This is a genomic window from Methylobacterium sp. J-118, assembly GCF_057836565.1.
The window spans coordinates 1,596,816-1,621,789 of sequence record NZ_JBYQFA010000001.1 but is presented as its reverse complement, the minus strand read 5'-3'; the positions used below and the strand labels follow the sequence as shown (position 1 = coordinate 1,621,789).

Below are 24,974 nucleotides of genomic sequence, written 5' to 3'. Positions count from 1 at the left end.
TTTCGGGCGGCAACGCAAAGGAGCGGACGTCATTGCTGCGCCCGCTCCCGACCCAAAGGCGGCATTCCGAATGTCCGGATGCAGGCGGGTGAGATCAGAACCGACCCGCGATTGTCAGGCGCACGGCGGTGGGCTCCACCGGGTGGAAGACGCGGTCGATCAGCCCCTCCGTGGGCTCGCCCGGCAGGCGCGAGACGTAGGCGTAGGTGATCTGGTCAGACTTGCTGTTCGTCAGGTTCAGCACGTCCAGCGAGACGCTGATGCCATTCTCGAAGTTGTAGCCGACCCGGCCGTTGAACAGCGCGGTCGGCCGCGAGCGGATGGAGTTGTCCTCGATCAGCGGCCGCGGTCCGAAATACCGGAACCGCAGCGAGCCGAACCAGCCGAGCGGTTCGCCGAAGGTGAGGCCTGCCGACGCGATCGTGGTGGGCGCCTCCGGCACCCGGTTACCGGCCGGATCGTAGTCGGAAAAGCGGGCGTTGGTGATCGTCAGGTCGCCCTCCAGTTGCAGCCAGGGCGTCACCGCGTAGCGGTTCGTCCATTCCACGCCGAAGCGCCGGGTTGGGCGGCTTGGCTCCGTCGTGCCGGTATCGCCCTGGAACAGGTTCTCCGAGGCGAAATCGAGCCGGAACAGCGCGAGGCTCGTCTCCAGCCCGGCGATCGAGCGGTTGCGCAGGCCGATCTCGTAGCCGGTCGAGGGCACCACGAACGGCGAGCGGGTGGTGTTGAACAGCGAACTCGTCGGGTCGACCGTGGCGGTCACGCCGCGCACGTCGTTCGAGTGGAAGCCGCCGCCGTAATTCACGTAGAGCTCGGTGTCGAACCATGGTCCGAGGGTCAGGCCGAGCTTCGGGTTGACGATACCGTCGCGCGCTCGACCGGAATTGGCCGGCGTGTCCGAGACGACGCTCGCGTAGTAGCCATCGGCGCGGAAGCCGACTCTGGTGCGCAACCAGTCGGTCCAGCGCACCCGGTTGTCGAAGTAGAAGGCGCCGCTCGTCTCCAGCACGCGGTCGTCGAGCACGCCGGAGCGGTATTGCCGGTTCGTGGTGTTGAATAGGCCGACCCGGATGCTGTCGGTCCGCGTCTGCACGCCGATCTCGTTCTCCATCGGCAGCCCGAACAGATCGCCCTGGAAGATGTGCAGCGCCTCGCCGCCGCCGATGATGCGCTGGTCGAGCTAGTGGAACTGGTCGCCGTTGACCGGGTCGTTCAGGAAATAGGTGAAGTCGTTGAACAGGTTGAGTTGTGAGCGGATCACGTAGGCCGAGGCCCGCGTCACGCCGGTGTCGTCCGTCGCGCTGAACTTGCCCGAGAGCGAGACGCGCGAGGTATCGCCGCCGTCCGTAGGGTTGATCGTGCCGTAGCGGCCGATCAGCCCCTCGGTGACCGCGCGCTCGGGGATCTGGTTGGTCGCGGTCCAGCGGGCCGCATAGGCCATGCTGGTGACCGAGAAGCCGTCGAGCGGCGTGCCCTGGCTGTAGCGGGCGACCCCGTTGATCTTGCGCAGCGCGTCCGGGACGACCCACGGCCCATCGTAGACCTGCGCCTCGCCAGCCAGGAGCAGGTTGCCCTCGGCCAGCGGCACGGTGGTGATCGACAGGGCGCGCTTGTAGCCGAAGCTGCCGATCGAGGTCAGCGCGACGTTCTTGGCGGTCGTATCGAGGTAGTCGATCCGGACCGAGCCCGCGGAGGCGAAGTCGCCGTCGCGCACGAAGTATGGCCCCTTGTGGAACTCCACGGCGCCGACGAGTTCGGGGATCAGGAAGTTGATGTCGGCGTAGCCCTGGCCGTGGGCATGGGTGCGCATGTTGAGCGGCATGCCGTCTAGGAACAGGGCGATATCGGTGCCGTGGTCGAGGTTGAAGCCGCGCAGGAAGAACTGGTTGGCTTTGCCCTCACCGGAGTGCTGGGTGACGATCAGGCCCGGCACCGCCTCCAGCACCTCACCGGGGCGGGTCACGGGGCGGCTGTTGAGCTGCGCACCCGTGATGACGCCGGAACTGGCGGCGGTCACGGGCGTGCTGATCCCGCCGATGCCGGTCGTCCCCCCGACGTAGCCTGCGCTGGCAGATGGACCGGCCTGCGGTGACGCCGCTGCCGCGGTCTCCGCGGTGACCGAGATCTCCTCCAGCGTCGTTTCGGTGGTTGCGGCACTGGGAATGGATCGGTCTTGAGCTACAGCCGCTGACGCTAGGACAGCGAGGCTGACGCCCGACAGGGTCGCGAGCGTTCGGGTGGTCGGACGATGAGACACGGGACCTCGGGCGACGGCAGTGGCACGTCACCGCGAATGAAGCCTCGCCGATCGCGCACGGGCACGAGCGTCTCGGCACCCGCCAGGACACCCCGCCCGGCGCGTTTCGCGTGTGACCACGGCTGACGGCAGGTCTCCTGGCTCGCGGGTCGTCGCCCTCGCACCGTCTTCCCGGATGAGGCTCATCCAGTGACGCGGTGGTGCTGGGCTCGCCGCTTACAGTTGCGGGGGCAGCCGCGGCCTCGGAGCAAGCTCCTCACCGCGTTCCCTTTTGATCCCCGAGGGGAACCGTCACGGTCAGGCTAGGTGATCGGCCGACACTCGGTCAACGCGACGAGACGGGTTCCTGTGGTGTGTGCCCTTTTGGCTGCATTCCGGAAATCGCCTTTGCGAGTGGCCGATCGCTGCCGATGGGACTAGAACAGGCTCATGCCGGGGTCCGCTTCCGGATGTCGAGCCAACTTCCGCTGTCCCCCCTGAGCCGAAGTTGATTGAGGTCCGGCGAACGACTGCTTTGGAGAAACGCAAACGACGTTCCCGGCGGCTGGGTTGGGTCGCGAGCAGTCATTACATGCTTAAGCTAATTGGGTTCAGGCTTTAGGAAGCTGGTTGGATCGAAGCTCGGCCCGACCGTCTTTGCGAGCGGCGCGAAGCCATCCAGTCGGCGCCACGCTCACGAAGGTCCCGCTGCCCTAAGTTGCCTCGCTCCGCTCGCAAAGACGGCGTTCTGTAACGACGTCCTCGAACCGCGAGCGGCATCTTGGAGATGCCGCCAAAGGCAGTCATACGCCGTACGCCCATGACATGCTGCATTCCGAACTCGTGACCGACCCCCTCTCCTTCCTCGCCGGCGGCGGCGAAGCGGCGCGCATGATCCGCGCGCGCGACTGGACCGGCCACCCCCTCGGCCCCCCGGAGACCTGGCCGGCGGAGTTCCGGGCGGCGCTCTCGCTCGTGCTCAACTCGCCGGAATCGATGATCCTGGCCTGGGGCCCCGATCTCCATTTCTTCTTCAACGACACCTACTTCCCGCTGCTGGGGCCACGGCTGCCCTGGGCCATGGGGGCGCGGTTCGACGCCGTCTGGGCCGATGCCTGGGAGCAGGCCGGGCCGATCATCGCGGCCGCCCTGGAGGGCCGGCCGGAGCGGTTCGTCGACCTGCCGTGGCAGCTCGACACCGACCGGGGCGCCCGGGAGACGTGGTGGACCTTCTCGTATTCGCGGGTGCTCGATGCCGTGGGCGGTGTCGCCGGGCTGTTCATCCTCACCAACGAGACCACCGGGCGGGTGCTGGCCGACGCCGCCCTCACCGAAAGCCGGGCCCAGCTCGAGACTGCGCTTGCGGAACTCGGCAGCCTCAACGCCACCCTGGCGCAGCAGGTCGCGGAGCGGACCGCCGACCGCAACGCCCTGTGGACGCTCTCCTCCGACATGATGCTCCGCTGCCTGTTCGACGGCACGATCACCGCGGTGAACCCGGCCTGGACCGAGGTGCTGGGCTGGGGCGCGGACGCCCTCGTCGGCACCAAGCTGATCGACTTCGTCCACCCGGACGATCTGGCGCGCACGATCGCGGGGGCGGAGCAACTCTCGGCGGGCGAGCGCCTCGCGCGCTTCGACAACCGCTATCGCCACCGGGACGGCAGCTACCGCTGGATCAGCTGGGCGGCCCGGCCCGGCGACGGCGTGATCAACGCGGTCGGGCGCGACTTCACCGCCGAGCGCGAGCGCGCCGACGCCCTGGCGGCCGCCGAGGAGGCCCTGCGGCAATCGCAGAAGATGGAGGCGGTGGGCCAGCTCACCGGCGGCCTCGCCCACGATTTCAACAACCTGCTGGCCGGCATCTCCGGCTCGCTGGAGCTGATCCAGACCCGGCTCAGCCAGGGCCGGATGATGGATGTCGACCGCTACATCAACGCCGCCCAGGGCGCGTCCAAGCGCGCCGCCGCCCTGACGCACCGGCTGCTCGCCTTCTCGCGCCGCCAGACCCTCGACCCGAAGCCCACCGACGTGAACCGCCTCGTCGCCGGCATGGAGGAGCTGATCCGGCGCACCGTGGGACCGGCGGTGGTCGTTGAGGTGATCGCCGCCCCCGGCCTGTGGCTGACCCTGGTCGACCCGCCGCAGCTCGAGAACGCGCTGCTCAACCTGTGCATCAATGCCCGGGACGCGATGCCCGAGGGCGGGCGGATCACCATCGAGACCGCCAATGCCCGGCTGGACGCGCCTGCCGCCCGGCACCACGACATGCCGCCGGGGCCGTATCTCTCGCTCTGCGTCGCCGATACCGGCACCGGCATGGCGCCGGAGATCGTCGACCGGGTGTTCGAGCCGTTCTTCACCACCAAGCCGCTGGGGCAGGGCACCGGCCTCGGCCTGTCGATGATCTACGGCTTCGCGCAGCAATCGGGCGGCCAGGTGCGGATCGTCTCGGAGGTCGGCCGGGGCACCACGGTCTGCCTCCACCTGCCCCGCCACGCCGGCGCGGTGCCGGAGGAGGAGGCGCACGCGGCGATCGGCGCACCGCCCCGCGCCGCCCCGGGGGAGACCGTCCTGGTCGTCGACGACGAGCCCACCGTCCGGATGCTGGTGACGGAGGTGCTGGAGGATCTCGGCTACACGGCGATCGAGGCCGCCGACGGCGGCGCCGGCCTCAAGGTCCTGCAATCGGACGTGCGCATCGACCTGCTGGTCACCGATGTCGGGCTGCCCGGCGGCATGAACGGCCGCCAGATGGCCGAGGCCGGCCGGGAGAAGCGCCCGGGGCTCAAGGTGCTGTTCATCACCGGCTACGCGGAGGCGACGGTGCTCGGCAGCGGCCAGCTCGCCCCCGGCATGCAGGTGATCACCAAGCCGTTCGTGGTCGAGGTGCTGGGGGCGCGCATCCGCGAGATGATCGGGACGGCTTGACCGCGCGGCCGGATCGGGCCTCATCGGCACGAAAGGCCGGGGAGGAGAGAACGCGATGCGGGCGCTGCTGTGCACGAGGCTCGACGGGCCGGAGCATCTGGAGATCGCCGCGCGGCCCGATCCGGTCCCGGGGCCCGGGCAGGCCCTGGTGCGGATCCGGCTGGCGGCGCTGAACTTCTTCGACACGCTGATCGTGGCCGGGCGCTACCAGGTGAAGCCGCCGCTGCCGTTCTCGCCGGGCGGCGAAGGGGTCGGCGTGGTCGAGGCGCTGGGGGAGGGGGCCTCCGGCGTCGCCGTGGGCGACCGGGTGATCGTCCATGCCGGGCACGGCTGCTGCGCCGAGTTGATCGCGATCGATGCCGGCCGGCTCACGCCGGTGCCGGACGGGGTGCCGGACGAACAGGCGGCCGGGCTCACCATCACCTACGGCACCTCGCTCCATGCGCTGGCCAACCGGGCGCGCCTGCAGCCCGGGGAGTGGCTCGCGGTGCTCGGCGCCTCCGGGGGCGTTGGCCTCGCCGCCGTGGAACTCGGACGGCTGATGGGCGCCCGGGTCATCGCCTGCGCCTCCTCGGAGGAGAAGCTCGCGGTCGCCCGGGCCCACGGGGCCGAGGCGGGCCTGGTCTACGATCCCGCGACCCTGAAGGACGAGCTGCGCCGGATCTCCGGGGGCGGGGTCGACGTGGTCTACGACGCCGTCGGCGACGCCTATGCCGAGCCGGCCCTGCGGGCGCTCGGCTGGCGCGGGCGCTACCTCGTGGTCGGCTTCGCGGCCGGCGGCATCCCGCGGCTGCCGCTCAACCTGATGCTCCTGAAGGAGCTCGACGTGCAGGGCGTCCACTGGGGCGCCTTCCTGGATCGCGAGCCGGAGGCGCACCGGGCCGACCAGCGCCGGCTCCTCGACTGGGTCGCCGAGGGCAAGCTCACCGCGCAGGTGCATGGCACCTACCCCCTGGCGGAGTTCCCCGAGGCCTTCGGCCTGCTGACCCGGCGGGCGGCGGTGGGCAAGGTGCTGCTGCGGCCCTGACGCCTCAGAGCAGGCCGCGCTCCCGGGCCAGGCCGACCAGGTCGGCCTGCGGGCGGGCGCCGATATGCTGGATCACCTCGGCCGCCGCCAGGGCGCCGAGGCGGGCGCTGGCGACGTTGTCGAGGCCGCGGGCGTGGCCGGCCAGGAAGCCGGCCGCGAACAGGTCGCCGGCCCCGGTCGTGTCCACCACCGCGCGCACCGGGCTCGCCTCGACGGCGCGGACCTCGCCGCCCTGCACCACCAGGGCGCCGTCCGCCGAGCGGGTGACGAGGCCGAGCAGGTGCCGGCCCCGGGCGTTGCGCTCGTCGCGCAGCGCCGCCACGGCGGCCTCGGGATCGTCGGTCTGGTAGAGGCTCTGGAGCTCGCCCATGTTGGCGAACAGGATGTCGACGCTGCCGTCGCGCACGAGGCCCAGGAACTCGTCCCGGTAGCGGCCGACGCAGAACGCGTCCGACAGGGTCAGCGCCACGGCGTTGCCGGCCTGGTGGGCGATCTCGGCGGCCTTGCGGAAGGCCTCCTTGGCGGCGGGCGGATCCCAGAGATAGCCTTCGAGATAGACCACCCGCGCGGAACTCACGAGGGCCTTGTCGACATCGTCCGGGCCGAGTCCCTGGCAGGCGCCGAGATAGGTGCTCATGGTGCGCTCGCCGTCCGGCGTCACCAGGATGAGGCAGCGGGCCGTGGCCGGCCCGTCCTTCGCCTCCGGGACGGTGAAGTCGACCCCGGTGGCCTTGAGGTCATGGCCGAACAGGCCGCCGAGCGCGTCGTCCCGGACCTTGCCGACGAAGCCGGTCCTGGCGCCGAGGAGCGCCGCCCCGACCGCGGTGTTCGCCCCCGAGCCGCCCGACACGATCGTGGCCTGTCCCATGGCCTGGAACAGGGCCTCCGCCCGGGGCTCGTCGATGAGCTGCATCGCGCCCTTGGTGACGCCCTGTTCGGCCAGGAAGGCGTCGTCGGCGCGGGCGATCACGTCGACGATGGCGTTGCCGAGCACGAGGAGATCGAGGGAGGCTGTCATCGGGGCGTCCTGATTGGCGTTCTCGACGCTGTGGCATCCGCCTCGGGTGGGATCAAGCCGCGGGATCTGCGGGGGGCGGCAGATCGGCGAACAGATCGGCGGCGGGCAGGCGCAGGCCGGGCGGCCTCAGGTCCAGCATGCCCGCCGAGACGATATGGGTCTCGACCCCCCGCCCTTGCCCACGGCGATGATGGATTCGGCATCGCGCGGCGGCCGGCATTACCCCGCGATCTTCTCCAGCGCCACGTCGCGGGTGCGCGGCCCGAGCAGGCCCACGAGCAGCCCGGCCACCAGCATCGCCGCGGAGATGAACAGGAACACCCCCGGGGTGCCGGCCTCGCGCAGCACGAAGGCGATGACGAACCCCGTGAAGATCGCCGAGAAGCGGCTCCAGGAATAGACGAAGCCCACCGCCCGGGCGCGGATGCCGGTGGGGAACAGTTCGGCCTGATAGGCGTGGAAACTGTACGACATCACGTTGGAGGCGAGCGTCAGCCCGATCCCCAGCGCCACGATGGCGCCGACCTCTCGGGTCCGCGCGAAGACCAGCCCGCAGGCGATGTAGACGAGGGCGGCGGCCACGATGACATGCTTGCGCTCGAACCGATCGGCGATGGCGAGGCCGATCAGCGGCCCGATCGGGGCGGCGAGCGCGATCAGCGCTGTGTAGGCGAGGCTTGAGGTCACCGTGATGCCCTGCGCCACCAGCAGGGTCGGCACCCAGTTGGCGAAGCCGTAGAAGCCCACCGTCTGGAAGACGTTGAAGCCCGCCATCATCAGCGCCCGGCGCCGGTAGGGCGGCCTCCACAGGTCGCGGAAGGCGCCGCGCGGATGGACCGGGTCCGGCGCCGCCGGCGGCGGCAGCGGCCGGCCGGTCTCGGCGGCGATCTGCGCCTCCAGCCTCCGCAGGATCGCCTCGGCCTCCGCCAGCCGTCCGTGCTCCACGAGCCAGCGCGGACTCTCCGGAAGGCCCGCGCGCATCCACCAGACCACGAGGGCCGCCGAGGCGCCGATCAGCACGACCCAGCGCCAGCCGTCGATGCCGAGCGGGGCCGTCGGGATCAGCAGGTAGGACAGGAACGCCACCACCGGCACCGCGGTGAAGCCGATGCCCTGACACAGGGCGAAGGCGCGGCCGCGGATCGCCTTCGGCACCAGTTCCGAGAGGTAGCTGCCGATCGTCACCATCTCCAGGCCGAGGCCGATCCCGGCGACGAGCCGCCAGAGGTTGAGCCCGAACGCCTCGGTCTGGCAGGCCATCGCGACGTTGGCCGCCGTGTAGGCGAGGAGCGACCCCGTGAAGATCGCCCGGCGCCCGAACCGGTCGGCGAGCCAGCCGCACGCCAGGGTGCCGATGAACAGCCCTGTGAACAGGGCGGCCACGAAGCTCGCGACCCCGCTCGCCCCGAACAGGCCCGGGGTGGTCGGCGTGAGGATCCCGGCCCTCACCAGCCCCGGGGCGACGTAGCCGGTGAACAGCAGGTCGTAGAGTTCGAAGAAGAAGCCGAGGCCCAGCAGCGCCACGAGGCGCCAGATCGTCCGCGTCGCGGGCAGGCGGTCCAGGCGGGCGAGGAGGGTGCCGGGATCGAGATCGCTGGCCGACACCCGTGCCGCCGTGATCGTCGCCATGGTGCCACGTCCCCCTCAGGCGCCGGATCGACGCCCCGGCGCAGTGCCGCGGAACCCTCCGCGGCGCAAGCTGCGCCTCAGAGCCTGCTTGACTGCGCGGTTGCCATCGCGTGCCGGTCTTGACCGAAGTTACGCCACTTCAGGATGCGGTCGAGACGGGAGAGACCGGTCAAACCGGCCCTCAGACCCCGAACACCGACCAGCCCATCCGCTGGGTCAGCTGCTCCAGGGCGACGCGGCCGAGATGGGAATTGCCCGCCGTGTCGAGGCCCGGGGCCCAGACGGCGATCGAGGCCTTGCCGGGCGCCACCGCCAGGATGCCGCCGCCGACACCGCTCTTGCCGGGCAGGCCGACCCGGTAGGCGAACTCCCCCGAGCCGTCGTAATGGCCGCAGGTCAGCATGATCGCGTTGATGCGGCGCGCCCGCTCCGCCGAGACCACCGAATGGCCGGTCGCCGGGTTGCGGCCGTTATGGGCCAGGAACCGCCCGGCCGTGGCGAGCTGGCGGCAGTTCATCGCGATGGCGCAGTGGTGGAAATAGACGCCCAGCGTGTAGTCCACCGGATTCTCGATGACCCCGAAGGACTTCATGTAGTTGGCGAGCGCGGTGTTGCGGAAGCCGGTGCGCTTCTCCGAGGCCGCCACCCGCTCGTCGATGGCGATGGTGGGATCCTGGGCCAGGAACTGCAGGAAGCGCAGGATCTCGCCCAGGGCCTCGCGGGGCTCGTGGCCGGAGAGGATCAGGTCGGTCACCGCGATGGCGCCGGCGTTGATGAAGGGGTTGCGCGGCACCCCGCGCTCCCGCTCCAGCTGGACGATGGAGTTGAACGGGTTGCCCGACGGCTCCCGCCCGACCCGCCGCCACAGCCGGTCGCCGACCATGCCGAGCGCCAGGGTCAGGGTGAAGACCTTGGAGACGCTCTGGATCGAGAACGGCGTCTCGCTGTCGCCGCCGGTGAAGACCTGACCCTCGCCGTCGATCACCGCGATGCCGAACTGGTTCGGGTCGATGCCCGCGAGTTCGGGGATGTAGTCGGCGACCGCGCCCCGGTCGGGACGCTGGGCCATCTCCTCGGAGATGTCCCGGATGACGAGGGCGAGGTCGGGCACGGTCGGGCTCGGGCGGCGAGAGGCAACGGCCGCGGCGGATCCGGGCCGGCTTGCGGTCGTCTCGGGCGATGCAAGGTCCGGTCCGGCCGTCGCGCGGGGAGGGGCCCGGATCGGCCGCCCTCAGGCGGCCGCGAGCGCTCCGGTCATGGATTCCTTCTTCATCAGCTCCCGGAAGAAGCCGTCGAGATGGGTCAGCTTGTCGGGCGACCCGTCCTGGATGATGCGGCCGCCTTCCAGCACGACGATCCGGTCGAAATCCTGCAGCGTCGAGAGACGGTGGGCGATGGCGATGACTGTCCGGCCGGTCATCAGGTTGGCGAGCGCGTGCCGGATCGCCTGCTCGGATTCCGCATCGAGGGCGGAGGTCGCCTCGTCGAGGAGCAGGATCGGCGAGTTCTTGAGGATCGCCCGGGCGATGGCGATGCGCTGGCGCTGGCCGCCCGAGAGCTTGACACCGCGGTCACCCACGATCGTGTCGAAGCCCTCTGGCAGGGCCTTGATGAAATCCGTGCAATGGGCCGCCTCGGCCGCCTGCCAGACCTCGTCGTCGGTGGCGTCGGGCCTGCCGTAGCGGATGTTCTCGCGCAGGGAGCGGTGGAACATCGAGACGTCCTGGGGCACCACCGTGATCGCCTCGCGCAGGGAGTCCTGCGTCACCCGCTCGATCTTCTGGCCGTTGATGCGGATCGCCCCGCTCTGCACGTCGTAGAAGCGCTGGAGCAGCGAGAACAGGGTCGACTTGCCGCCCCCCGACTTGCCGACGAGGCCGACCTTCTCGCCGGGCTCGATGACGAGATCGAAATCCGTGAAGACCGGGCGTCCGTCCGGGTAATTGAAGGCGACGTGGTCGAACGCGATCTTCGCGCCTTGGCCGGTGAGCGGCTCGGCCTCCGGATGGTCGACGAGGTCGTGGGGCTGGAGCAGCGTGTGCAGGGCCTCGGCCAGGCGGGCGGTGTGCTGCGTCGCGTCCACCAGGGCGACCGCGAGGTCGCGGGTGGCGGCGAGGATGCGGATGCCGAGGGTGCAGACCAGCACGACCTGGCCGTTGGTCGCTTGGCCGGACTCCCACATCTGGATCGCCCAGTAGAGCAGGCCGAACACGGCGAGCACGGTGAGCACCGCGTGCACGATCCGCAGCTTCTCCAGATAGAGCAGCGACGAGCGGCGGGCCCGCATCTCGGTGCCGATCGTGCCCTCGAAGCGCTGGCCCTCGCGCTTGAAGGCCGAGAAGGCGCGTACCAGCGACATGTTGCCGACGAGATCGACCATCTCGCCGTCCACGGAGGCCGCCTTGGCGGCGAAGTCGTGGTGCAGCGGCTTGCCGGCCGAGGCCATCTTGAACATCAGCACGACGACCGCGGCGAACACGCCCGCCAGGATCCCCGCCATCGTGGTGTTGACCGTGGCGATGTAGCCGATCGACCCGAAGGCCGCGACGGTGGGCGGCATCACGTTGAACACGAACATGTTCTCGACCGTGAAGATCGCGTTCGAGGTCGCCGTGATGCGCGACGCCAGGGTGCCGGGCTGGCGGTCCGAGAAGAAGGTCGGGGAATGGCCGGTCATGTGCCGGAACAGGTCGCGGCGGATGTCGCCGGTCACGCCCACGAAGGTGAAGGCGCCGGTCAGCGCCGCGACGCGCCACAGCATGTTGTCGGCGGCGATGAAGGCGATCAGGACCGTGAGCGCGCTCCACACCACGGTGTTGCCCGGCCCCTTGGTCAGGGCGTCGACCACGCCCTTGAGCGCGTAATCGGTGGAGACCGAGAAGCCCACGGCGCCGAGCACCGAGACCAGGATCACCAGGTGGGGCAGCCAGCGGCGGCGGAGATACCGCCCGACGAAGGCGAACGGCCTGTCGGCGTATCGGTGCAGCTCTTCCATCGCGGTGACCATTCCGTATTCGCGCGGCTTTGGCTTACGGGCAAGGCGGAGTGCAGCGCGGGCGCAGTCGAACCCGCAGCGGCAACGCGAGAGCGTTGCCATATGTTGCACCAGGCCGCACCTCCCGTGCGCTTTTATCCGTCAAACCTGAACGCCGCTTGAGCGGCCGGGAAACACCCAAGCGAATCCGGTGCCGCAGGCCTTCAGACCGGGTCGCGCGGGCGGACCGCGCTGAGTCAGGCGCATCAGGGTCCGGTATCAGGCCGCGGTCTCCGTCTGACGTGTCTCGGGCATGATCAGCGCCACCAGCAGGAAGGCCGCGAAACCCATGCAGGCGAGCCCTAGGAAGGCGCTGTGGCTGCCGAGGCGGTCGGCCATGATCCCGGCCAGGGAGGTCGAGAGGGCGGCGCCGATGCCCATGGCGGTGCCGACCGCGCCCAGCGCGAGGTTGAAGCGCCCGGTCCCGCGGGTGAGGTCCGAGACGATGAGCGGCACCATCACCCCGAGGACGGAGGCCGAGATCCCGTCGAGGACCTGCACGGCGACGAGACCGTAGGGGTTGGTCGTGTAGGCGAGCATCAGGCCGCGCACGGGGAGCGCGCCGAAGCCGAACAGCAGCACCGGATAGCGGCCGAACCGCTCGGCCGCCCGCCCGACCGCGGGGGCGCTGACCGCCAGCACCGCCTGCGGGACCATGATGCAGGCCGCGACCAGCGCGGTCGCGGTCTCGCTCGCCCGCAGGGTCAGGACGCTGCCCACGAGGGGCAGCATCGCGGCGTTGGCCAGGAAGAACAGCACCATGCAGGCCGAGAAGCTCAGGAGCCCGCGGTTGGTCAGCAGGGCCCGGATCCCATCCCGCCCGGCGGCGCGCTCCGCCTCGGGCCTGGCCGGCTCCTTGAGCACCTCGGGATCGATATCCCGGGCGCGGATGCGGGCGAGGGCGATCACCGTCGGGATGCCCAGGGCCGCCGTCAGGTAGAAGACCGCACCGTTCGACAGGTAATAGCCGATGGCCCCCATCCCGGCGGCGCCCAGCGCGTTGCCCAGGGCCGCGAAGCTCGCGTTGCGGCCAAGGCGCTCCCCCGCATGGGCGCGCCCGACCAGGCCGATGCTGATCGCCGCGATGGCGGGCGTCAGCACGCAGCTCGCCCCCGAATGGATCGCCATCGCCAGAAGCACCACCGGGAAGCTCGGCCAGACCGCCAGGGCGAAGGCGCTGCCGGCGATGCCGATCACCGCCACCGCGGCGGCGAAGCGCTTCGAGCGGACGATGTCCACGAATGCCCCGCCCGGAACCTGGCCGAGCAGGGCGACCAAGCTGCCCACGGTGAGGGCGAAGCCGATATCGGACTGGGTCCACTTGGCCTGCGAGAAGTAGACGGCCAGGAACGGCCCGAAGCCGGTCTGCAGGTTGGCCACGAAGAACGCGAAGGCGTCGAGGCCGTGGCGGCTCGCCGGCGAGGCCGCATGCCCGGCCACGGCGGCCCCGGTCGCCTGCGCCGGCGCGCGCGGGGGCTCGGCCGTCTGATCCTTCAGGCGCACGACACGCGCGCGGATGTCCGGCCTGGGCATCTCGCGCTCGCGATGGGAGACGACGGTTCGTACCTTCAATCGGGCCACCGTCATTTGTCCGGCGCCTTCTCCGGAGCGCCGGCGGGCGGGGTCGGGACCGTCGCCGCCGGAACCGTCGGCGCCACGGCGGGTGCCCCCGGGGCGGCCACCGGCGCGGCGGCCTGATCGCCCTCGACCGAGGGGGCGGCCGGGCTGGCGGGGCCCAGCACCACGATCGGCTCGCCCGCCTTGTACTCGGGCGAGACGCGGACCTGGTTGCGGGTCAGCGCCACCGACAGCTTGCGCTCCTTGCCGCCGTCCGGCGTGAAGCGCAGGGCGCGCCAATCGACCGCGATCTTCCGGGTGCCGACCCCGAGGAAGCCGCCGAAATCGATGATCGCGGCGCGCGGATGCCCCTCCTTGTCGATGATGATGTCGATCACCCGCCCCAGCTCGTCGCCCCCGGCGCTGCGCACGCTGCGGCCGAGCAGGCTCTCGTAATCCTGGGTGTCCAGGACGGTGGCCGGGGTGCCCTGCTGCGGCGCCGGCGTCCCCGCGGCGACGGGCGGGGTCGGCGCCGGGGCCGCGGGAGCGACCGGGGCCGGACTCGCCGGAGGGGCCGGACTCGCCGCAGGGGCCTGCGGCGGGGCTTGGCCGGACGCGCCGTCGCTCCCGTTGGGCTGGACCTGCGCCGCGGCTCCCGACGCCCAGAGGGCGAGCGTCACGGCCGCGATCATCCGGTTGGTTCTGAACACGCGTCGTCCTCTGAGGAAAGGCCGGGCCGAGCCGGTGCGCCGGCGCAACCGCGACCATGTCGGCCGGGTCCGGGCCCGCCGCCGGCAGGACCCTGCCTGCGGATGGCCGTCGTGCCGCAGGACCTGGGCGAAGTTATGGACCCGGGCGGCCGGGCCGCAAGGTCCGGGCCGGCCTGCGCGCGGGGGCGCCCGACGGGAGACACGGAACCGGCGGCAGCGCGGATGTCTGGTTTTCGCCGCAACCGCGGCGTAGACAGCGGCCGATAAGCCATGCGAGCCGCGGAGACCAACGCGGCCCTTTCGAGGACTGCACGATGTCGACCCTCCCCTCGTCGCGCTGCGCCACGGTGCGCGGACTCGCGCTCGGCGTCGCCCTGGCCGGCCTCATGGCCGGCTGTCAGGCGCTCGGCGGGGGCGGCGGCGTGATGCCGGCGTCCGATGTCGGGCTCCCGCCCTCCATGCGCGGTGCCCTGCCCAACCGCGAGGCGCGCAACGCCCCGGCGGATGCCGACGGACAGCCGCTTCAGACCGCGCCGACGCGGCAGCTGGACCTCCCGAAGACCGCCGGCGGCGCGACCCGGTCCGCCGATGCGGGTGAGCGCCGCATCCGGCGCGAGGATCTCGACGGCGGCAACGGCGCGGTCGCGGGCAGCGGCAGCAGCGGCTCGATGGGGCCGATGATGGCGCCCGGCGGCTCCGTCGGCCTCGGCGGGAAGTTCTGAGCCCCCGGCGCCGGAGCAATCCGCTCCGGCGCCGGGGCGCGGCCGGTCACGCCGTCGGCGCGCGCAGGCCGTAATAATCCTCGATCCGGCCGCGATAGGTCGGGTCCGCGAATCCGTCCTCGCCCGCCCCGTGGCTCGGTGCGCCGGCGAGGGCGCCCGGGTCGATATCGACCACGTAGCCCCCGAGGTCGGGGCTGTAGGTCAAAGCCTTCCACGGCAGGGGATGATGGGCCTCGCCCAGACCCAGGAAGCCCCCGAAGGCCAGCACCGCGTAGGCGACCTGCCCGGAGACCTTGTCGACCATGAAATTGTGGACGGCCCCGAGATGGCGGCCGGTATGGTCGTAGACGGCCGTTCCCTCGACCTTGTTCGAGGCGATGAGCCGGGCGGTCTCGTCGATGGCGAGCCCCTCGCCGGCGGGGTCGAGTTCCAGGGTTCCGGGCTTCCTCACGGCGCGTTCGTTGGGCAGGTCCGTCGGCATGATCACTCCCGCTCGCCGGATGCGGTACGGCCCGCATCCCGTTGATCCTGCGAACCAAGCGGGCCGAGGGCGCCGGGTTCCGCGCGGCGGGCGGTCAGGACTCGGCCGGGATGCCGGCACGGGCGCGCCGCTCGCTGACCCGGTCGCGGACGGTGCGGCTGGCGAGGAGCATCTCGAAGCCGAAGGCGACGAGGGCACACAGGGTGCACAGGATCGCCGCGCCGAACAGGCCGAACAGCAGCGTCGCCACGGTCGCGTCGCGCAGGGCCCCGACGAACAGCGTCAGCACCGCGCCGCAGGTCGCGACGCCCCCGAGGGCGGCCAGGAACACCGCGGCGTCCAGGGCCAGCGAGCGCCGGTGCAGGCGGTCGAGGCGGGCGCCCAGGCGGACGCGCTCCGCATCCCCGGCGCCGGCGAGCAGGCCGGAGACGTGCTCGGCCTGATCCGCCACCCGGGCGAGCCGCGCGCCAAAGACGTTGAGCAGCGTCGCGATGCCGGACAGCAGGAAGACGGGGCTCAGGGCGACCTGGACGACATGGGCCGTGCTTTCGAGGTTCGCGGGGGTGATCGGATCGGTCATGACGCCGGGCAGATGCACCGGGTCGACCGTTCCCGCAATCCCGGGCCGCTCAGATCAGGCCGCGGCCGGGTTCCATGCCCGATGCGGCCGGCTCGGCGCGGATGCTGAGTCCGAGACCAGTGACGAGCGCGGCGGCGAGCAGAAGCGCGAGTGTGAGAGCTGGGGCGAACATGACTGTACTTCAGGCGGAAGTTTATTAAGAGCAGGTTTCGCGCGGCTCGATCCGGTCAATAATCTTCGTGAGCGTGCCGACCCGGCGCTTCCGGTGCGGTTTTCCGCGCCTGCCTTGTGGATGAGGGGCCCGCGGAGGCGATTTCCCCTTGGAACAGCAGCGGCACCGCTTAGTTGCTGCTATGCTGGCTCGGCCGTGGGGTGATCTTGCCCCGGCCTGCGGCCCGAGAACCGGAGGAAGTAGATGGCCACAAAGACCGAGAAGGCTGCGCCCAAGGCGGCCAAGACCACCAAGACTGAAGAGAAGGCCGCTCCGGCCAAGGCTGCCAAGCCCGTCGCCGCCAAGGCCGCCGGCGCCAAGCCGAACGCCCTGCAGCAGCCGCTGAAGCCCTCGGCCGAGCTCGGCGCGATCGTCGGTACCAGCCCGCTGCCGCGCGGCGAAGTGGTCAGCAAGGTGTGGGACTACATCAAGAAGCACAACCTTCAGAATCCCGAGAACAAGCGCGAGATCGTGGCCGACGACAAGCTGAAGAAGGTCTTCGGCAAGGACAAGTGCTCGATGTTCGAGATGAACAAGCATCTCGCTGCGCATCTCAAGGCCTGATCGCTCCCTAGAGCCTTGCCCGGTCGAAGGCCCGGACCTTCGGCTCTAGGAGCACACGCGTCGGCGCAGGGACGGGCCGGCACCCGGTTTTCGCAGGGCGCCGCAAATCCCAGCCAGGTCCCAGCCAGGGATCCAGACCCGCAGGTCCGACCGGACGAGCCGCGCCGCGAGGTGCCCTCGACGGGTCCGGATCGCGGCCCGCCTCCCGCTGACCGGCGCCGGACCCTGGACGCGAACACGCGCCTGAAGCAGCGCCGCTTAGGCGATGCCCTGCACGACGCCGCCATCGACCCGCAGCGCCGCCCCGGTCGTGGCGCTCGCCGCCGGGCTGCAGAGATAGGCGACCAGGTTCGCCACCTCCTCGACCCGCGCGAGGCGCTTGATCAGCGAGGAGGGGCGGTGCTCGGCCACGAAGGCGCGGCCCATGGCGTCGAGGTCGGCGTCGGCCTTGCCTCCGGCCATCTGGATCATGAAGTCTGCCACGCCCTCCGACAGGGTCGGGCCCGGCAGCACGCTGTTGACGGTCACGCCGCTCCCCGCGACCGTCTGGGCGAGGCCGCGGGAGATCGCGAGCTGCGCGGTCTTGGTCATCCCGTAATGGACCATCTCGGTCGGCGTGTTGAGGCCGGACTCGCTGGAGATGAAGATCACCCGTCCCCAGCCGCGCGCGGCCATGCCGGGCGTATAGGCCCGCGACAGGCGCACGCCGCTCATCACGTTCACCTCGAAGAAGCGCTGCCAGTCTTCGTCCGGGATCTCGAAGAACGGCTTTGGCTCGAAGATGCCGGTGTTGTTGACCAGGATGTCCACGTCCGGCACGGCGCGCACCAGGGCGGCGACGCCCTCCGCGGTGGCGACGGTCCCCGCGGCCGCGAAGGCCCGGCCCGCCTTCGCCTCGCCCCGCAGCTTGGCGAGGGCCGCCTCGACCCGTTCGGGGGTGCGCCCGTTGATGCCGACCTCGGCGCCGAGATCGCAGAGTTCCTTGGCGATGGCGTAGCCGATGCCGCCGGTCGAGCCGGTGACCAGGGCCTTCCGGCCGGTGAGATCGAGATCCATCAGAGGGCTCCAGCACAGGATATTCGGGGACAACGCGTGCCCGGGCCGGGCGTGGCATGAGGCGTCCGTCTAGCCGCTCCGACTCCGCCGCAGGACGCTGGCGCAACCGCCGATCACCGACAGGGCCGCCGCGCAGGAGAGCGAGAGGGTCACGGCCCGGCCGGGTCCCTGACCGTGGGTCAGGCCGAAGATCACCGCCACGAGGGCGGCGCCGAGGGACTGGCCGGTGAGCCGGGCCGTCGACTGCATCCCGCTCGCGCCGCCGGCCCGCTCCCGCGGCGCGGAGGTGACGATGACCTTGTTGTTGGGCGACTGGAACAGGCCGAAGCCGAGGCCGCACAGGGTCAGGCGCCAGACGATGTCGAGGGTGGCGGGCGCGTCGGGCAGGCGCGTCATGCAGACGAGGCCGGTCGCCAGCATGGCCAGCCCGATCCCGCCGAGGATCCCGGGCGGGTAGCGGTCGGCGAGGCGCCCCGACACGGGCGCCATCACCGCCACGGCGATCGGCCAGGGGGTGAGCAGGAAGCCGGTCTGCGTGCTCGACAGGTGCAGCACGTCCTGGAAGTAGAAGGGCAGCGCCACGTAGGAGACCATCTGGGCGCAGAACGAGGCGACCGAGGTCGCCATCGACAGGGCGAAGGCCGGGATGCGCAGCAGGTCCACCGGCAGCAGCGGCGCCGGCAGCCGGATCTGGCGCCGCACGAACACCGCGCCGATCACCAGCGCCCCCACGAGCTCCGCGGCCGCGATCCCCTGGCCCCCGGGGTCGCCCAGCCCGTCGATGCCGATGATCAGCAGGCCGAAGGTCAGCGCGTTGAGCACGGCGCTGACGAGATCGAAGGGGCGGCCGCTCGCCGGCGTCGCCGGCAGGGTCCGGGAGGCCACCGCCAGCGCCAGGAGGCCCACCGGGATGTTGACCAGGAACAGCCAGGGCCAGGTCGCCACCGAGAGGATCGCGGCCGCCACGGTCGGGCCGGCCGCGGACGCCACCGCCACCACCAGCGCCACGTTGGCGACGCCCTGGCCGATCATCCGGTGCGGATAGATGAAGCGCACGAAGCCGATATTGACGCTCATGATCGCCGCGGCCCCGAGCCCCTGGACGATGCGCCCCGCGATCAGGAGCGGCAGGCTCGGTGCCACCGCGCAGGCGAGCGAGGCGGCGACGAAGACCGCCAGGCCCGGCAGGTAGACCCGGCGGAAGCCGAAGATGTCGCCCAGGGCCGCGAAGGGCAGGAGGCTCGCGGTCACGGCGATCTGGTAGGCGTTGACCACGAAGATCGCCTCGGCGGGCTTGACCGCGAGGTCCTTGGCCATGACCGGCAACGCCACGTTGACGATGGCCCCGTCGAGGACCGCCATGGTCATGGCCAGCCCGATCGCCGCCATGGCGAGGACCCGCGCACGCGGCGGCAGGCCGTCGTGGGAGCTGCCGGGCGTGCCCCCAGCGGCGGCGGCGCCTGAACCGGCCGGGACCTGCACCATGATCGCGCGCACTCCTGCGGCGTCCCGGACGGGCCCGTGACGTCGATCGCTGGGGAAGTCCGGGCGCGGGACGCGCCGCGGATGCCGCTCCCTGTCGCGCGCGGGGGACCGGCCGTCGAGGGGCGTCGTGTGTCCTATGTCACGGCGCGGACGGGTTTGTTCGCGGCGCCGCTGCGCGGCTTGGCCTTCCGCCGGGTCACCGTTTGCATTCTGCTTGCGCGGCGTGCGCCTGGGAGAGGGTGTTGCGCTTCGTCCTGCGCCGCGCCCGTTCCCCAACAGCTTCGGGCTCACCGGTTGCAATGGGCTCTCCCGACTTCCCCTGCGCCTTCCCTCCCCCCCAGAGGGGAAGGGAGACGCGCGGATCCGGCCTCTGCCAATGTCGATGCCTCACCATCAAAGCCCGCATGGAAGAGGGGGCACGCCGCGCCCTGTGATCAGCCTCGAGCCGCTCAGGCCAGCATGTGTGTGAGCAGCGCGCGGAGCTGGGCCGGCTTGACCGGCTTGCGCACGAGCTCGGCCCCCGCCGCCGTCACCCGCGCCTCCACCGCGGCGGAATGGTCTGCGGTGGTCACGATCGCCGGGAGCGGATCGGCGCGCAGGCCCCGCAGATAGGCGGCGACGTCGAGGCCGCAGGCGCCGTCGTCCAGGTGGTAGTCGAGAACGAGGATGTCCGGCCGCGCCGCTCCGGCGGCGATGGCCGCCCGCACACCGGCGAGGTCGCGGAAGGTCGAGACCCGGGCGTCCCAGTTCTCGAGCAGGCGGCCCAGGGCCTCGGCGGTGGAGGCGTCGTTCTCGACCACCAGGACATGGGCCCCCGAGAGGCGGGTCGCCACCGGTGCCGGCGGCGCGGCCGCGGCCGGGACCGCGCTCAGGGGCAAAACCAGGCTGACGCGGGTGCCGTGGCCGGGCCGCGAGGCCAGGGTCAGGGGATGGTCCAGCGCCTGGGCCATGCGGCGGACGATCGACAGGCCGAGGCCCAGGCCCGGCTCCTCCCCGCCGCCCGAGCGGACGCCGCCGCGGAAGAACTCGTCGAACACGAGGTCGCGCTCCTCCGGGGCGATGCCGCAGCCGGTATCGGTGACCTCGATCCGGACGCCGCCGGACCGCCTGCGGGCCGCCAGGACGATCCCGCCGGTCTGTGTGTACCGGACCGCGTTCGAGACGAGGTTCTGGAGGATGCGCTGCAGCAGCACCACGTCGCTGGTGACGGTCAGGTCCGGGCAGCGCACCGCCAGGCGCAGGCCCTTGCGCTCGGCGAAGGGCTTGAAGCTCTCCGCCAGCTCGGCCAGCAGGCCGGGCAGGAAGACCGCTTGCGGCTGCGGCCGGACGATGCCGGCATCGAGCTTGGAGATGTCGAGGAGCGTCTTGATCAGGTCCTCGATGGTCTGCAGCCCGCGCTCGACCTGACCGGCGATGGTGCGCGCCTCCGGCGGACCGTCGAGGTCGGCGAGCGCCGAGATCGACAGGCGGGCGGCGTTCACCGGCTGCAGCAGGTCGTGGCTCGCCGCCGCCAGGAAGCGGGTCTTGGAGCGGTTGGCGGTCTCGGCCTCCTCCTTGGCGGCGGCCAGGGCCGCGTTGGAGCGTTCCAGCCGGTGCATCAGCCCGGTCAGCTCCTCGGTGCGGGTGCGGACGCGGCCCTCCAGCATGATCGCGGTCTGGAACAGCGAGTAGGCGCTGCCGCGCTGGTCCATGCTGCGCTCGACATGGGACATCAGCGCCGCGTTGATCCGCTCGAGCTTCGCGATCCGCCGGCGCAGGGCGGCGTCGGTCTCCAGCCCGTTCGGATGCGTGGTCACGACGCGGCCGGCGCCTCGCCGGAGGCCGCCAGGCTCTCGTCATTGAGGTTTCTGCCGATGGCGATGCCCGTGAAGGTCTGGTTCAGGTGCATCGCCCGGTACTGCTCGCCGAAGGTCTCGAAGCCGACGACGTTGTAGCGGCGGTAGAGGTCGGTGATGCCGTGGCGCACCTGACGGCTCTCGGCGTCCAGGCGGCGCAGGACGCATTCGAAGCCGATGATCAGGTCGACGCCGCCCAGCACCCGGTCCAGGCGGGACAGCTCGGCCCGGGTCGAGGCGACGATGTCGCGCGGCTCGGCGAGCGTCAGCACCACCCCCTCGTCGACCGCGCAGAAGAAGCTGAGCGAGCCGTCCTCGTTCATCCGCCGGATCGAGCGGCAGAAATACTCGCCGCCGACCTTCACGGCGAGCGGATAGGCCGCGAAGCTCATCGGCGACAGGCCCTCGGGGTCCAGGCCGATCGCCATGGCGTATTCCCGCGCCGCCGGCTCGGCGTTGAGTTCGTGCACCGTGCGGCGCTCGCCGTCCGAGGCGGTGACCACGAACTTGGTCCGGGTCGGCTCGAAATTGTCGCTCTTGAAGATCTCGACGGCGAAGTCGGTCTCCACCAGCACGAGGATCGCGGCCTTGCGGTGGATCCGGCCGCCATGCAGCATCACCGCGTCCCGGAAGCGCAGGTCGTCGCCGGCCGAGCCCCCGACGATCGGGATGCCGTCGAGGGCCCAGGCGATCGCCGACACGACGGTCTCCTCCGCGTTGGCCAGCCCGTCGATCAGCGACAGGGCGAAGCGGCGGCCGGTCGGGGCCGGATCGCCCTCGCGGCCCTGGTCCAGCGGATCGAGGGTGCGGCGCAGCCCCCGCACCGCGGAGGCGGTGCGCTCCACGTCGAGGTGGTCGATGGCGTCGAGCACGGTCGAGACGATGCGGAAACGCTCGGCGGGGAACGCGATGGCGACGAGGCCGCGGTCGAGGCCGCCGGCCGGCGCGATGCCCCCCGACATCGAGCAGCCGGAGACCGGCACCGCGGGGAACCGGGCCGCGAGTTCCAGGGCCAGGATCCCGGCGTCGTACTCGGCCGAGAAGAACACGATGATCTGCGACAGACGGGCCTCACGGATCGCCCCGGCTATGTCCGCGACCGCGTCGGTGGCCGTGGCCGCCTCCGTCCAGGCCGTCCAGATGCCGCACAGATGGCGGCGCACACCCGATCCCAGAGCCACGTCTCACCCCCTGCGGCCCCCCTTGGCGGACTTGTCGTCCGCTCTCCCGTGTCGCGGGCCGAGTATGTCGCGCGCAATCGACCGGCGCAACGGGGTGTTCCGCCGGCCAATACCGGGTGTCCGGCGCCGGGCCTCACTTCATGCACGCATCCTCGGCCTTCTCGAAGGCCGCGGGCTTGGGCTCGTGCTCGGAGGGGCGGTTGCGGCCCAGCGCACCATCCGCGCGGGCGCGCAGGTAGGTGTAGATGTCGGGCATGTAGCACATGACGTTCCGGTTATCCCCGAAGGCCGGCATGACCAGTTCCTGGGCGGCGTTCACGTCCTTCTTGCCGCCGACGATGATGCCGGCGAAATGCGCGTAGTCCATGCCCTTCAGGGCGTCGACCAGGGAGGGCGCGTAGGTCGAACCCATGCCGTCCGGCCCGTGGCATACGATGCAGTTCGCGCTATACCGGAGGTAGCCGGACATCGTGTACCAATCGACCTTCTTGCCGTTGTCGGTGACGTGATAGGTCGGATCGCCGTTCTTGTCCGTGTATTGGCCGTCCTGCACCTTGGCGGGCTGCGTCGGCCCGTCGCTCTTCAGGTCGGACGAACCCGCGGGGGTATCCGGTGCGGCGGCGGGAGGGGCCGCCGCGGCCGGAACCGTCCAGAGGGCCATGGCCGCAAACCCGGCCACGATGGTCCCGGCAACCCCGTTCGATGCGTACCCCATGGGCGTTCCTCCTGCCGCCCACTTGCGTCCTCGCGGTGGCACGGTCGGGGGACAACGGCGATCGGCCGCGCCGGGCGCAGGGTCCCGCCTTCACGATTTCGCGCTGCCGCCCGGGCCGCCCCCGGGCCCGGCGCTGTGGCGGTCTTATCCGTGTTGCGCACAGCGTTAACCTTTTGTTAATCGGCGGATTGCCGCCGGGCCTCCGGCGTGAGAGCTTTCGTTAACGAGAGCTTAACGGTTGAGTCCCGGCGATGCGGTTCGCGGTTTCCAAGGTGCAGGGACTGGTTTCCCGCTCTGCATCCCGTCGGCTCTCCCGCGGCTGCCGCGCGGCGTTCGTCCTGGTCCTGGCGTCTCTCGGCCTGGGCGGCCTCGCGGCCGAAGCCCAGACCCTGGCGAGCCTTCCGGCGGAGGTGGGCGCGCGGATCCAGGGGGAGGCGAAGCCGATCGCGGCGTGGGTGACGTTCTGCCAGAGCTACGGGGCGGAGTGCGCGGTGGACCGGAGCGAGCCGGCGCGGATCAGCCTGACGGCCTCGACCTGGGCGACGATCGTGTCGGTGAACCGGCGGGTCAACAAGGCGGTCGAGCCGATGACCGACCAGGATCACCTGCACGTGGCCGACCGCTGGGACTTGGCCGAGGACGGCATCGGCGACTGCGAGGATTTCCAGCTGCTCAAGCGCCATCTGCTGGCCGAGGCCGGCCTGCCGCGCCGGGCGATGCGCATGACCGTGGTGATCGACGAGAAGGGCGAGGGCCACGCCGTGCTCACGCTGATCACCGACCGGGGCGACCTCGTGCTCGACAACAAGACCAGCGCGATCCTGCCCTGGCACAAGACCGGCTACGTGTTCATCAAGCGCGAGAGCCAGGACGCCGTCGCCTGGGTCTCCCTCGGCGGCGTCACCTCCCCGGTCACGACCGCAAACCGCTGAGCGGGGCAGGGCAGCCGATGGGGCGCCGGTCCGGCGGGGGATCGGGGGGGCGGTTAACCGGGTGCTAACCCGCTCCGCGCCACCCTGTCCCGGGACGGACGGAGTGCCCGATCGATGCCGCCAGCCCGCCATATCTTGCCGGTGCCCATCGCCGTGGCGATGCTCGTCCTCGGCCTGTCCTGCACGGCCGGGGCGGCCGGCGAGACCGCGACGCGGCACACGATCTGGCGCGACTGCCTCGCCCGCAATTTCCGGATTCACGCGGCGCTGACCGCACGGGATCGGGCCGCCGACGCCGCCTTCCGCGCGTGCCGGACTCCCGAGAGCGCCTATCTCGACGCCCTGGCGGGCTCCCCGCTCCTCGACGACGAGGACGTGACCCACGCCCGTCCGTTGCTGGCCGGCCGCCTCCGCGCATGGTTGATCGGCGGCGGTTCCGGCTGAGGCCGGAGCGGCGCCCGAACGGCGATCCGGGTTTCGAACGGAGGCGCTACGGCGCTCGCCGCCGCGCCGGACGCCGGTTCGCCTCGCCCAAGGGTGACCGGGGCCGCGCGCAGAACGCCCGCCGCCTCGTCGCGAGCATCAGCCCGGACCGGGGACCGGCGCGATGCGCCCCATCCTCAAACCCCGCAGGCGCAGCAGCTCCTGACGTTGGCGATCCGCTGCTCGGGCGCGCCGTAGCTGAAATTCTTCGCGCCGTACGCTCTCCAGTAGGTGATCCACTGCCGGACATAGTACGGGCCGTTCGGGGCCGTCGCCAGACGATGCGCGGCCCAACAATCGGCCAGCTTCTTGGAACTGGTATGAATCGCCAGGATCGCATAGGCGTGAACAAGATCGAAATGACTCGCATCCGCCACCTGAGAATCGACAATCCTGGCGCGTACCGGACAGTAGAAGATCCCGTCCGACTTCGCCGTCGCGACCTCGTCCCGCGTTACGGAACAGTTGTTCGTGACCGGGACATCGAGTAGCCCGCCGACCGGACTCCATTGTGACTCGGCGGAGCAGATTAAGAATGTGTATAGAATAAAAATTGCGCTGCAATAACGGACGATCGTCATGACGGG

General features: G+C 71.2%; 21 protein-coding genes, 1 pseudogene and 1 riboswitch. Of the genes and pseudogenes, 6 read left to right on the top strand and 16 right to left on the bottom strand.

The annotated features are described in order from the left end of the window. Window positions 1-94 precede the first annotated feature (94 nt). Window positions 95-2,125, bottom strand: a pseudogene (locus tag AC3IF3_RS07820) (TonB-dependent receptor). A 242-nt stretch (window positions 2,126-2,367) separates the two neighbouring features. Continuing rightward, window positions 2,368-2,565, bottom strand: a riboswitch (cobalamin riboswitch). 514 nt (window positions 2,566-3,079) lie between these two features. Here AC3IF3_RS07820 and AC3IF3_RS07815 point away from each other — a divergent pair. Further along, a complete protein-coding gene (locus AC3IF3_RS07815; protein WP_489231261.1) occupies window positions 3,080-5,167 on the top strand; it encodes a hybrid sensor histidine kinase/response regulator in 2,088 nt (695 codons plus the stop codon). A gap of 55 nt (window positions 5,168-5,222) precedes the next feature. Next, window positions 5,223-6,194 carry an NADPH:quinone oxidoreductase family protein gene (locus AC3IF3_RS07810; protein WP_489228119.1) on the top strand — a complete coding sequence of 324 codons (972 nt, stop codon included), beginning with the start codon at window positions 5,223-5,225 and terminating at the stop codon, window positions 6,192-6,194. A gap of 4 nt (window positions 6,195-6,198) precedes the next feature. Here AC3IF3_RS07810 and AC3IF3_RS07805 read toward each other — a convergent pair whose 3' ends face one another. The 6 genes from AC3IF3_RS07805 to AC3IF3_RS07780 form a co-directional block, all read right to left on the bottom strand. Further along, complete coding sequence (locus tag AC3IF3_RS07805) at window positions 6,199-7,212, bottom strand: adenosine kinase (protein WP_489228118.1); 1,014 nt, start codon at window positions 7,210-7,212, stop codon at window positions 6,199-6,201. 219 nt (window positions 7,213-7,431) lie between these two features. Then, the gene (locus tag AC3IF3_RS07800; RefSeq protein ID WP_489228116.1) at window positions 7,432-8,841 is read right to left on the bottom strand and encodes an MFS transporter; all 1,410 of its coding nucleotides are present in this window, start codon (window positions 8,839-8,841) and stop codon (window positions 7,432-7,434) included. 181 nt (window positions 8,842-9,022) lie between these two features. Then, window positions 9,023-9,952 carry a glutaminase gene (locus tag AC3IF3_RS07795; RefSeq protein WP_243973401.1) on the bottom strand — a complete coding sequence of 310 codons (930 nt, stop codon included), beginning with the start codon at window positions 9,950-9,952 and terminating at the stop codon, window positions 9,023-9,025. Between the two features lie 120 nt (window positions 9,953-10,072). After that, window positions 10,073-11,836, bottom strand: a complete 1,764-nt coding sequence (locus AC3IF3_RS07790) for an ABC transporter ATP-binding protein (protein ID WP_489228114.1) — start codon at window positions 11,834-11,836, stop codon at window positions 10,073-10,075. Between the two features lie 258 nt (window positions 11,837-12,094). Continuing rightward, the gene (locus AC3IF3_RS07785) at window positions 12,095-13,462 is read right to left on the bottom strand and encodes an MFS transporter (RefSeq protein WP_489228112.1); all 1,368 of its coding nucleotides are present in this window, start codon (window positions 13,460-13,462) and stop codon (window positions 12,095-12,097) included. Next, window positions 13,459-14,124 carry a PRC-barrel domain-containing protein gene (locus AC3IF3_RS07780; protein ID WP_489231260.1) on the bottom strand — a complete coding sequence of 222 codons (666 nt, stop codon included), beginning with the start codon at window positions 14,122-14,124 and terminating at the stop codon, window positions 13,459-13,461. The genes AC3IF3_RS07785 and AC3IF3_RS07780 overlap by 4 nt, the downstream gene beginning before the upstream one ends. Window positions 14,125-14,456: 332 nt before the next feature. Between AC3IF3_RS07780 and AC3IF3_RS07775 the strand changes: the two genes are divergently transcribed. Then, entirely contained in the window at window positions 14,457-14,864 is a 408-nt protein-coding gene (locus tag AC3IF3_RS07775; protein WP_243973404.1) for a hypothetical protein, read from the top strand. Between the two features lie 46 nt (window positions 14,865-14,910). Here the strand turns inward: AC3IF3_RS07775 and AC3IF3_RS07770 are convergent, their stop codons facing one another. The 3 genes from AC3IF3_RS07770 to AC3IF3_RS07760 all read right to left on the bottom strand — a co-directional run bounded on the left by AC3IF3_RS07770 (window position 14,911) and on the right by AC3IF3_RS07760 (window position 16,097). Further along, on the bottom strand, window positions 14,911-15,345 hold the full coding sequence (locus tag AC3IF3_RS07770) for a PRC-barrel domain-containing protein (RefSeq protein WP_489228110.1): 435 nt from the start codon (window positions 15,343-15,345) through the stop codon (window positions 14,911-14,913). Window positions 15,346-15,439: 94 nt separating this feature from the next. Beyond that, window positions 15,440-15,925, bottom strand: a complete 486-nt coding sequence (locus tag AC3IF3_RS07765) for a DUF2721 domain-containing protein (protein ID WP_243973406.1) — start codon at window positions 15,923-15,925, stop codon at window positions 15,440-15,442. Window positions 15,926-15,974: 49 nt separating this feature from the next. Next, window positions 15,975-16,097, bottom strand: coding sequence for a hypothetical protein (locus AC3IF3_RS07760; protein ID WP_489228108.1), 123 nt, complete (start codon window positions 16,095-16,097; stop codon window positions 15,975-15,977). A gap of 243 nt (window positions 16,098-16,340) precedes the next feature. Between AC3IF3_RS07760 and AC3IF3_RS07755 the strand changes: the two genes are divergently transcribed. Beyond that, the gene (locus tag AC3IF3_RS07755; RefSeq protein ID WP_243973407.1) at window positions 16,341-16,700 is read left to right on the top strand and encodes an SWIB/MDM2 domain-containing protein; all 360 of its coding nucleotides are present in this window, start codon (window positions 16,341-16,343) and stop codon (window positions 16,698-16,700) included. Between the two features lie 258 nt (window positions 16,701-16,958). On the opposite strand, the gene AC3IF3_RS07750 is transcribed toward AC3IF3_RS07755, so the two are convergent. The 5 genes from AC3IF3_RS07750 to AC3IF3_RS07730 form a co-directional block, all read right to left on the bottom strand. Then, window positions 16,959-17,756, bottom strand: a complete 798-nt coding sequence (locus AC3IF3_RS07750) for an SDR family NAD(P)-dependent oxidoreductase (RefSeq protein ID WP_489228106.1) — start codon at window positions 17,754-17,756, stop codon at window positions 16,959-16,961. Between the two features lie 69 nt (window positions 17,757-17,825). Further along, window positions 17,826-19,241, bottom strand: coding sequence for an MFS transporter (locus tag AC3IF3_RS07745; protein ID WP_489228105.1), 1,416 nt, complete (start codon window positions 19,239-19,241; stop codon window positions 17,826-17,828). A gap of 449 nt (window positions 19,242-19,690) precedes the next feature. Further along, the gene (locus AC3IF3_RS07740) at window positions 19,691-21,037 is read right to left on the bottom strand and encodes an ATP-binding response regulator (RefSeq protein WP_489228103.1); all 1,347 of its coding nucleotides are present in this window, start codon (window positions 21,035-21,037) and stop codon (window positions 19,691-19,693) included. Next, window positions 21,034-22,239: an FIST signal transduction protein gene (locus AC3IF3_RS07735; RefSeq protein ID WP_489228101.1), complete on the bottom strand. Its 1,206-nt coding sequence runs from the start codon at window positions 22,237-22,239 to the stop codon at window positions 21,034-21,036. The genes AC3IF3_RS07740 and AC3IF3_RS07735 overlap by 4 nt, the downstream gene beginning before the upstream one ends. A gap of 151 nt (window positions 22,240-22,390) precedes the next feature. Further along, window positions 22,391-22,972 (bottom strand): c-type cytochrome, methanol metabolism-related, encoded by a 582-nt coding sequence (locus AC3IF3_RS07730; RefSeq protein WP_489228099.1) that lies wholly within the window; start codon window positions 22,970-22,972, stop codon window positions 22,391-22,393. A 251-nt stretch (window positions 22,973-23,223) separates the two neighbouring features. On the opposite strand from AC3IF3_RS07730, the gene AC3IF3_RS07725 reads away from it, so the two are divergent. Further along, window positions 23,224-23,904, top strand: coding sequence for a transglutaminase-like cysteine peptidase (locus AC3IF3_RS07725; RefSeq protein WP_489228097.1), 681 nt, complete (start codon window positions 23,224-23,226; stop codon window positions 23,902-23,904). Window positions 23,905-24,018: 114 nt separating this feature from the next. Continuing rightward, window positions 24,019-24,348: a hypothetical protein gene (locus AC3IF3_RS07720; RefSeq protein WP_489228095.1), complete on the top strand. Its 330-nt coding sequence runs from the start codon at window positions 24,019-24,021 to the stop codon at window positions 24,346-24,348. A gap of 176 nt (window positions 24,349-24,524) precedes the next feature. On the opposite strand, the gene AC3IF3_RS07715 is transcribed toward AC3IF3_RS07720, so the two are convergent. Then, complete coding sequence (locus AC3IF3_RS07715) at window positions 24,525-24,968, bottom strand: hypothetical protein (RefSeq protein ID WP_489228094.1); 444 nt, start codon at window positions 24,966-24,968, stop codon at window positions 24,525-24,527. Window positions 24,969-24,974 lie beyond the last annotated feature (6 nt).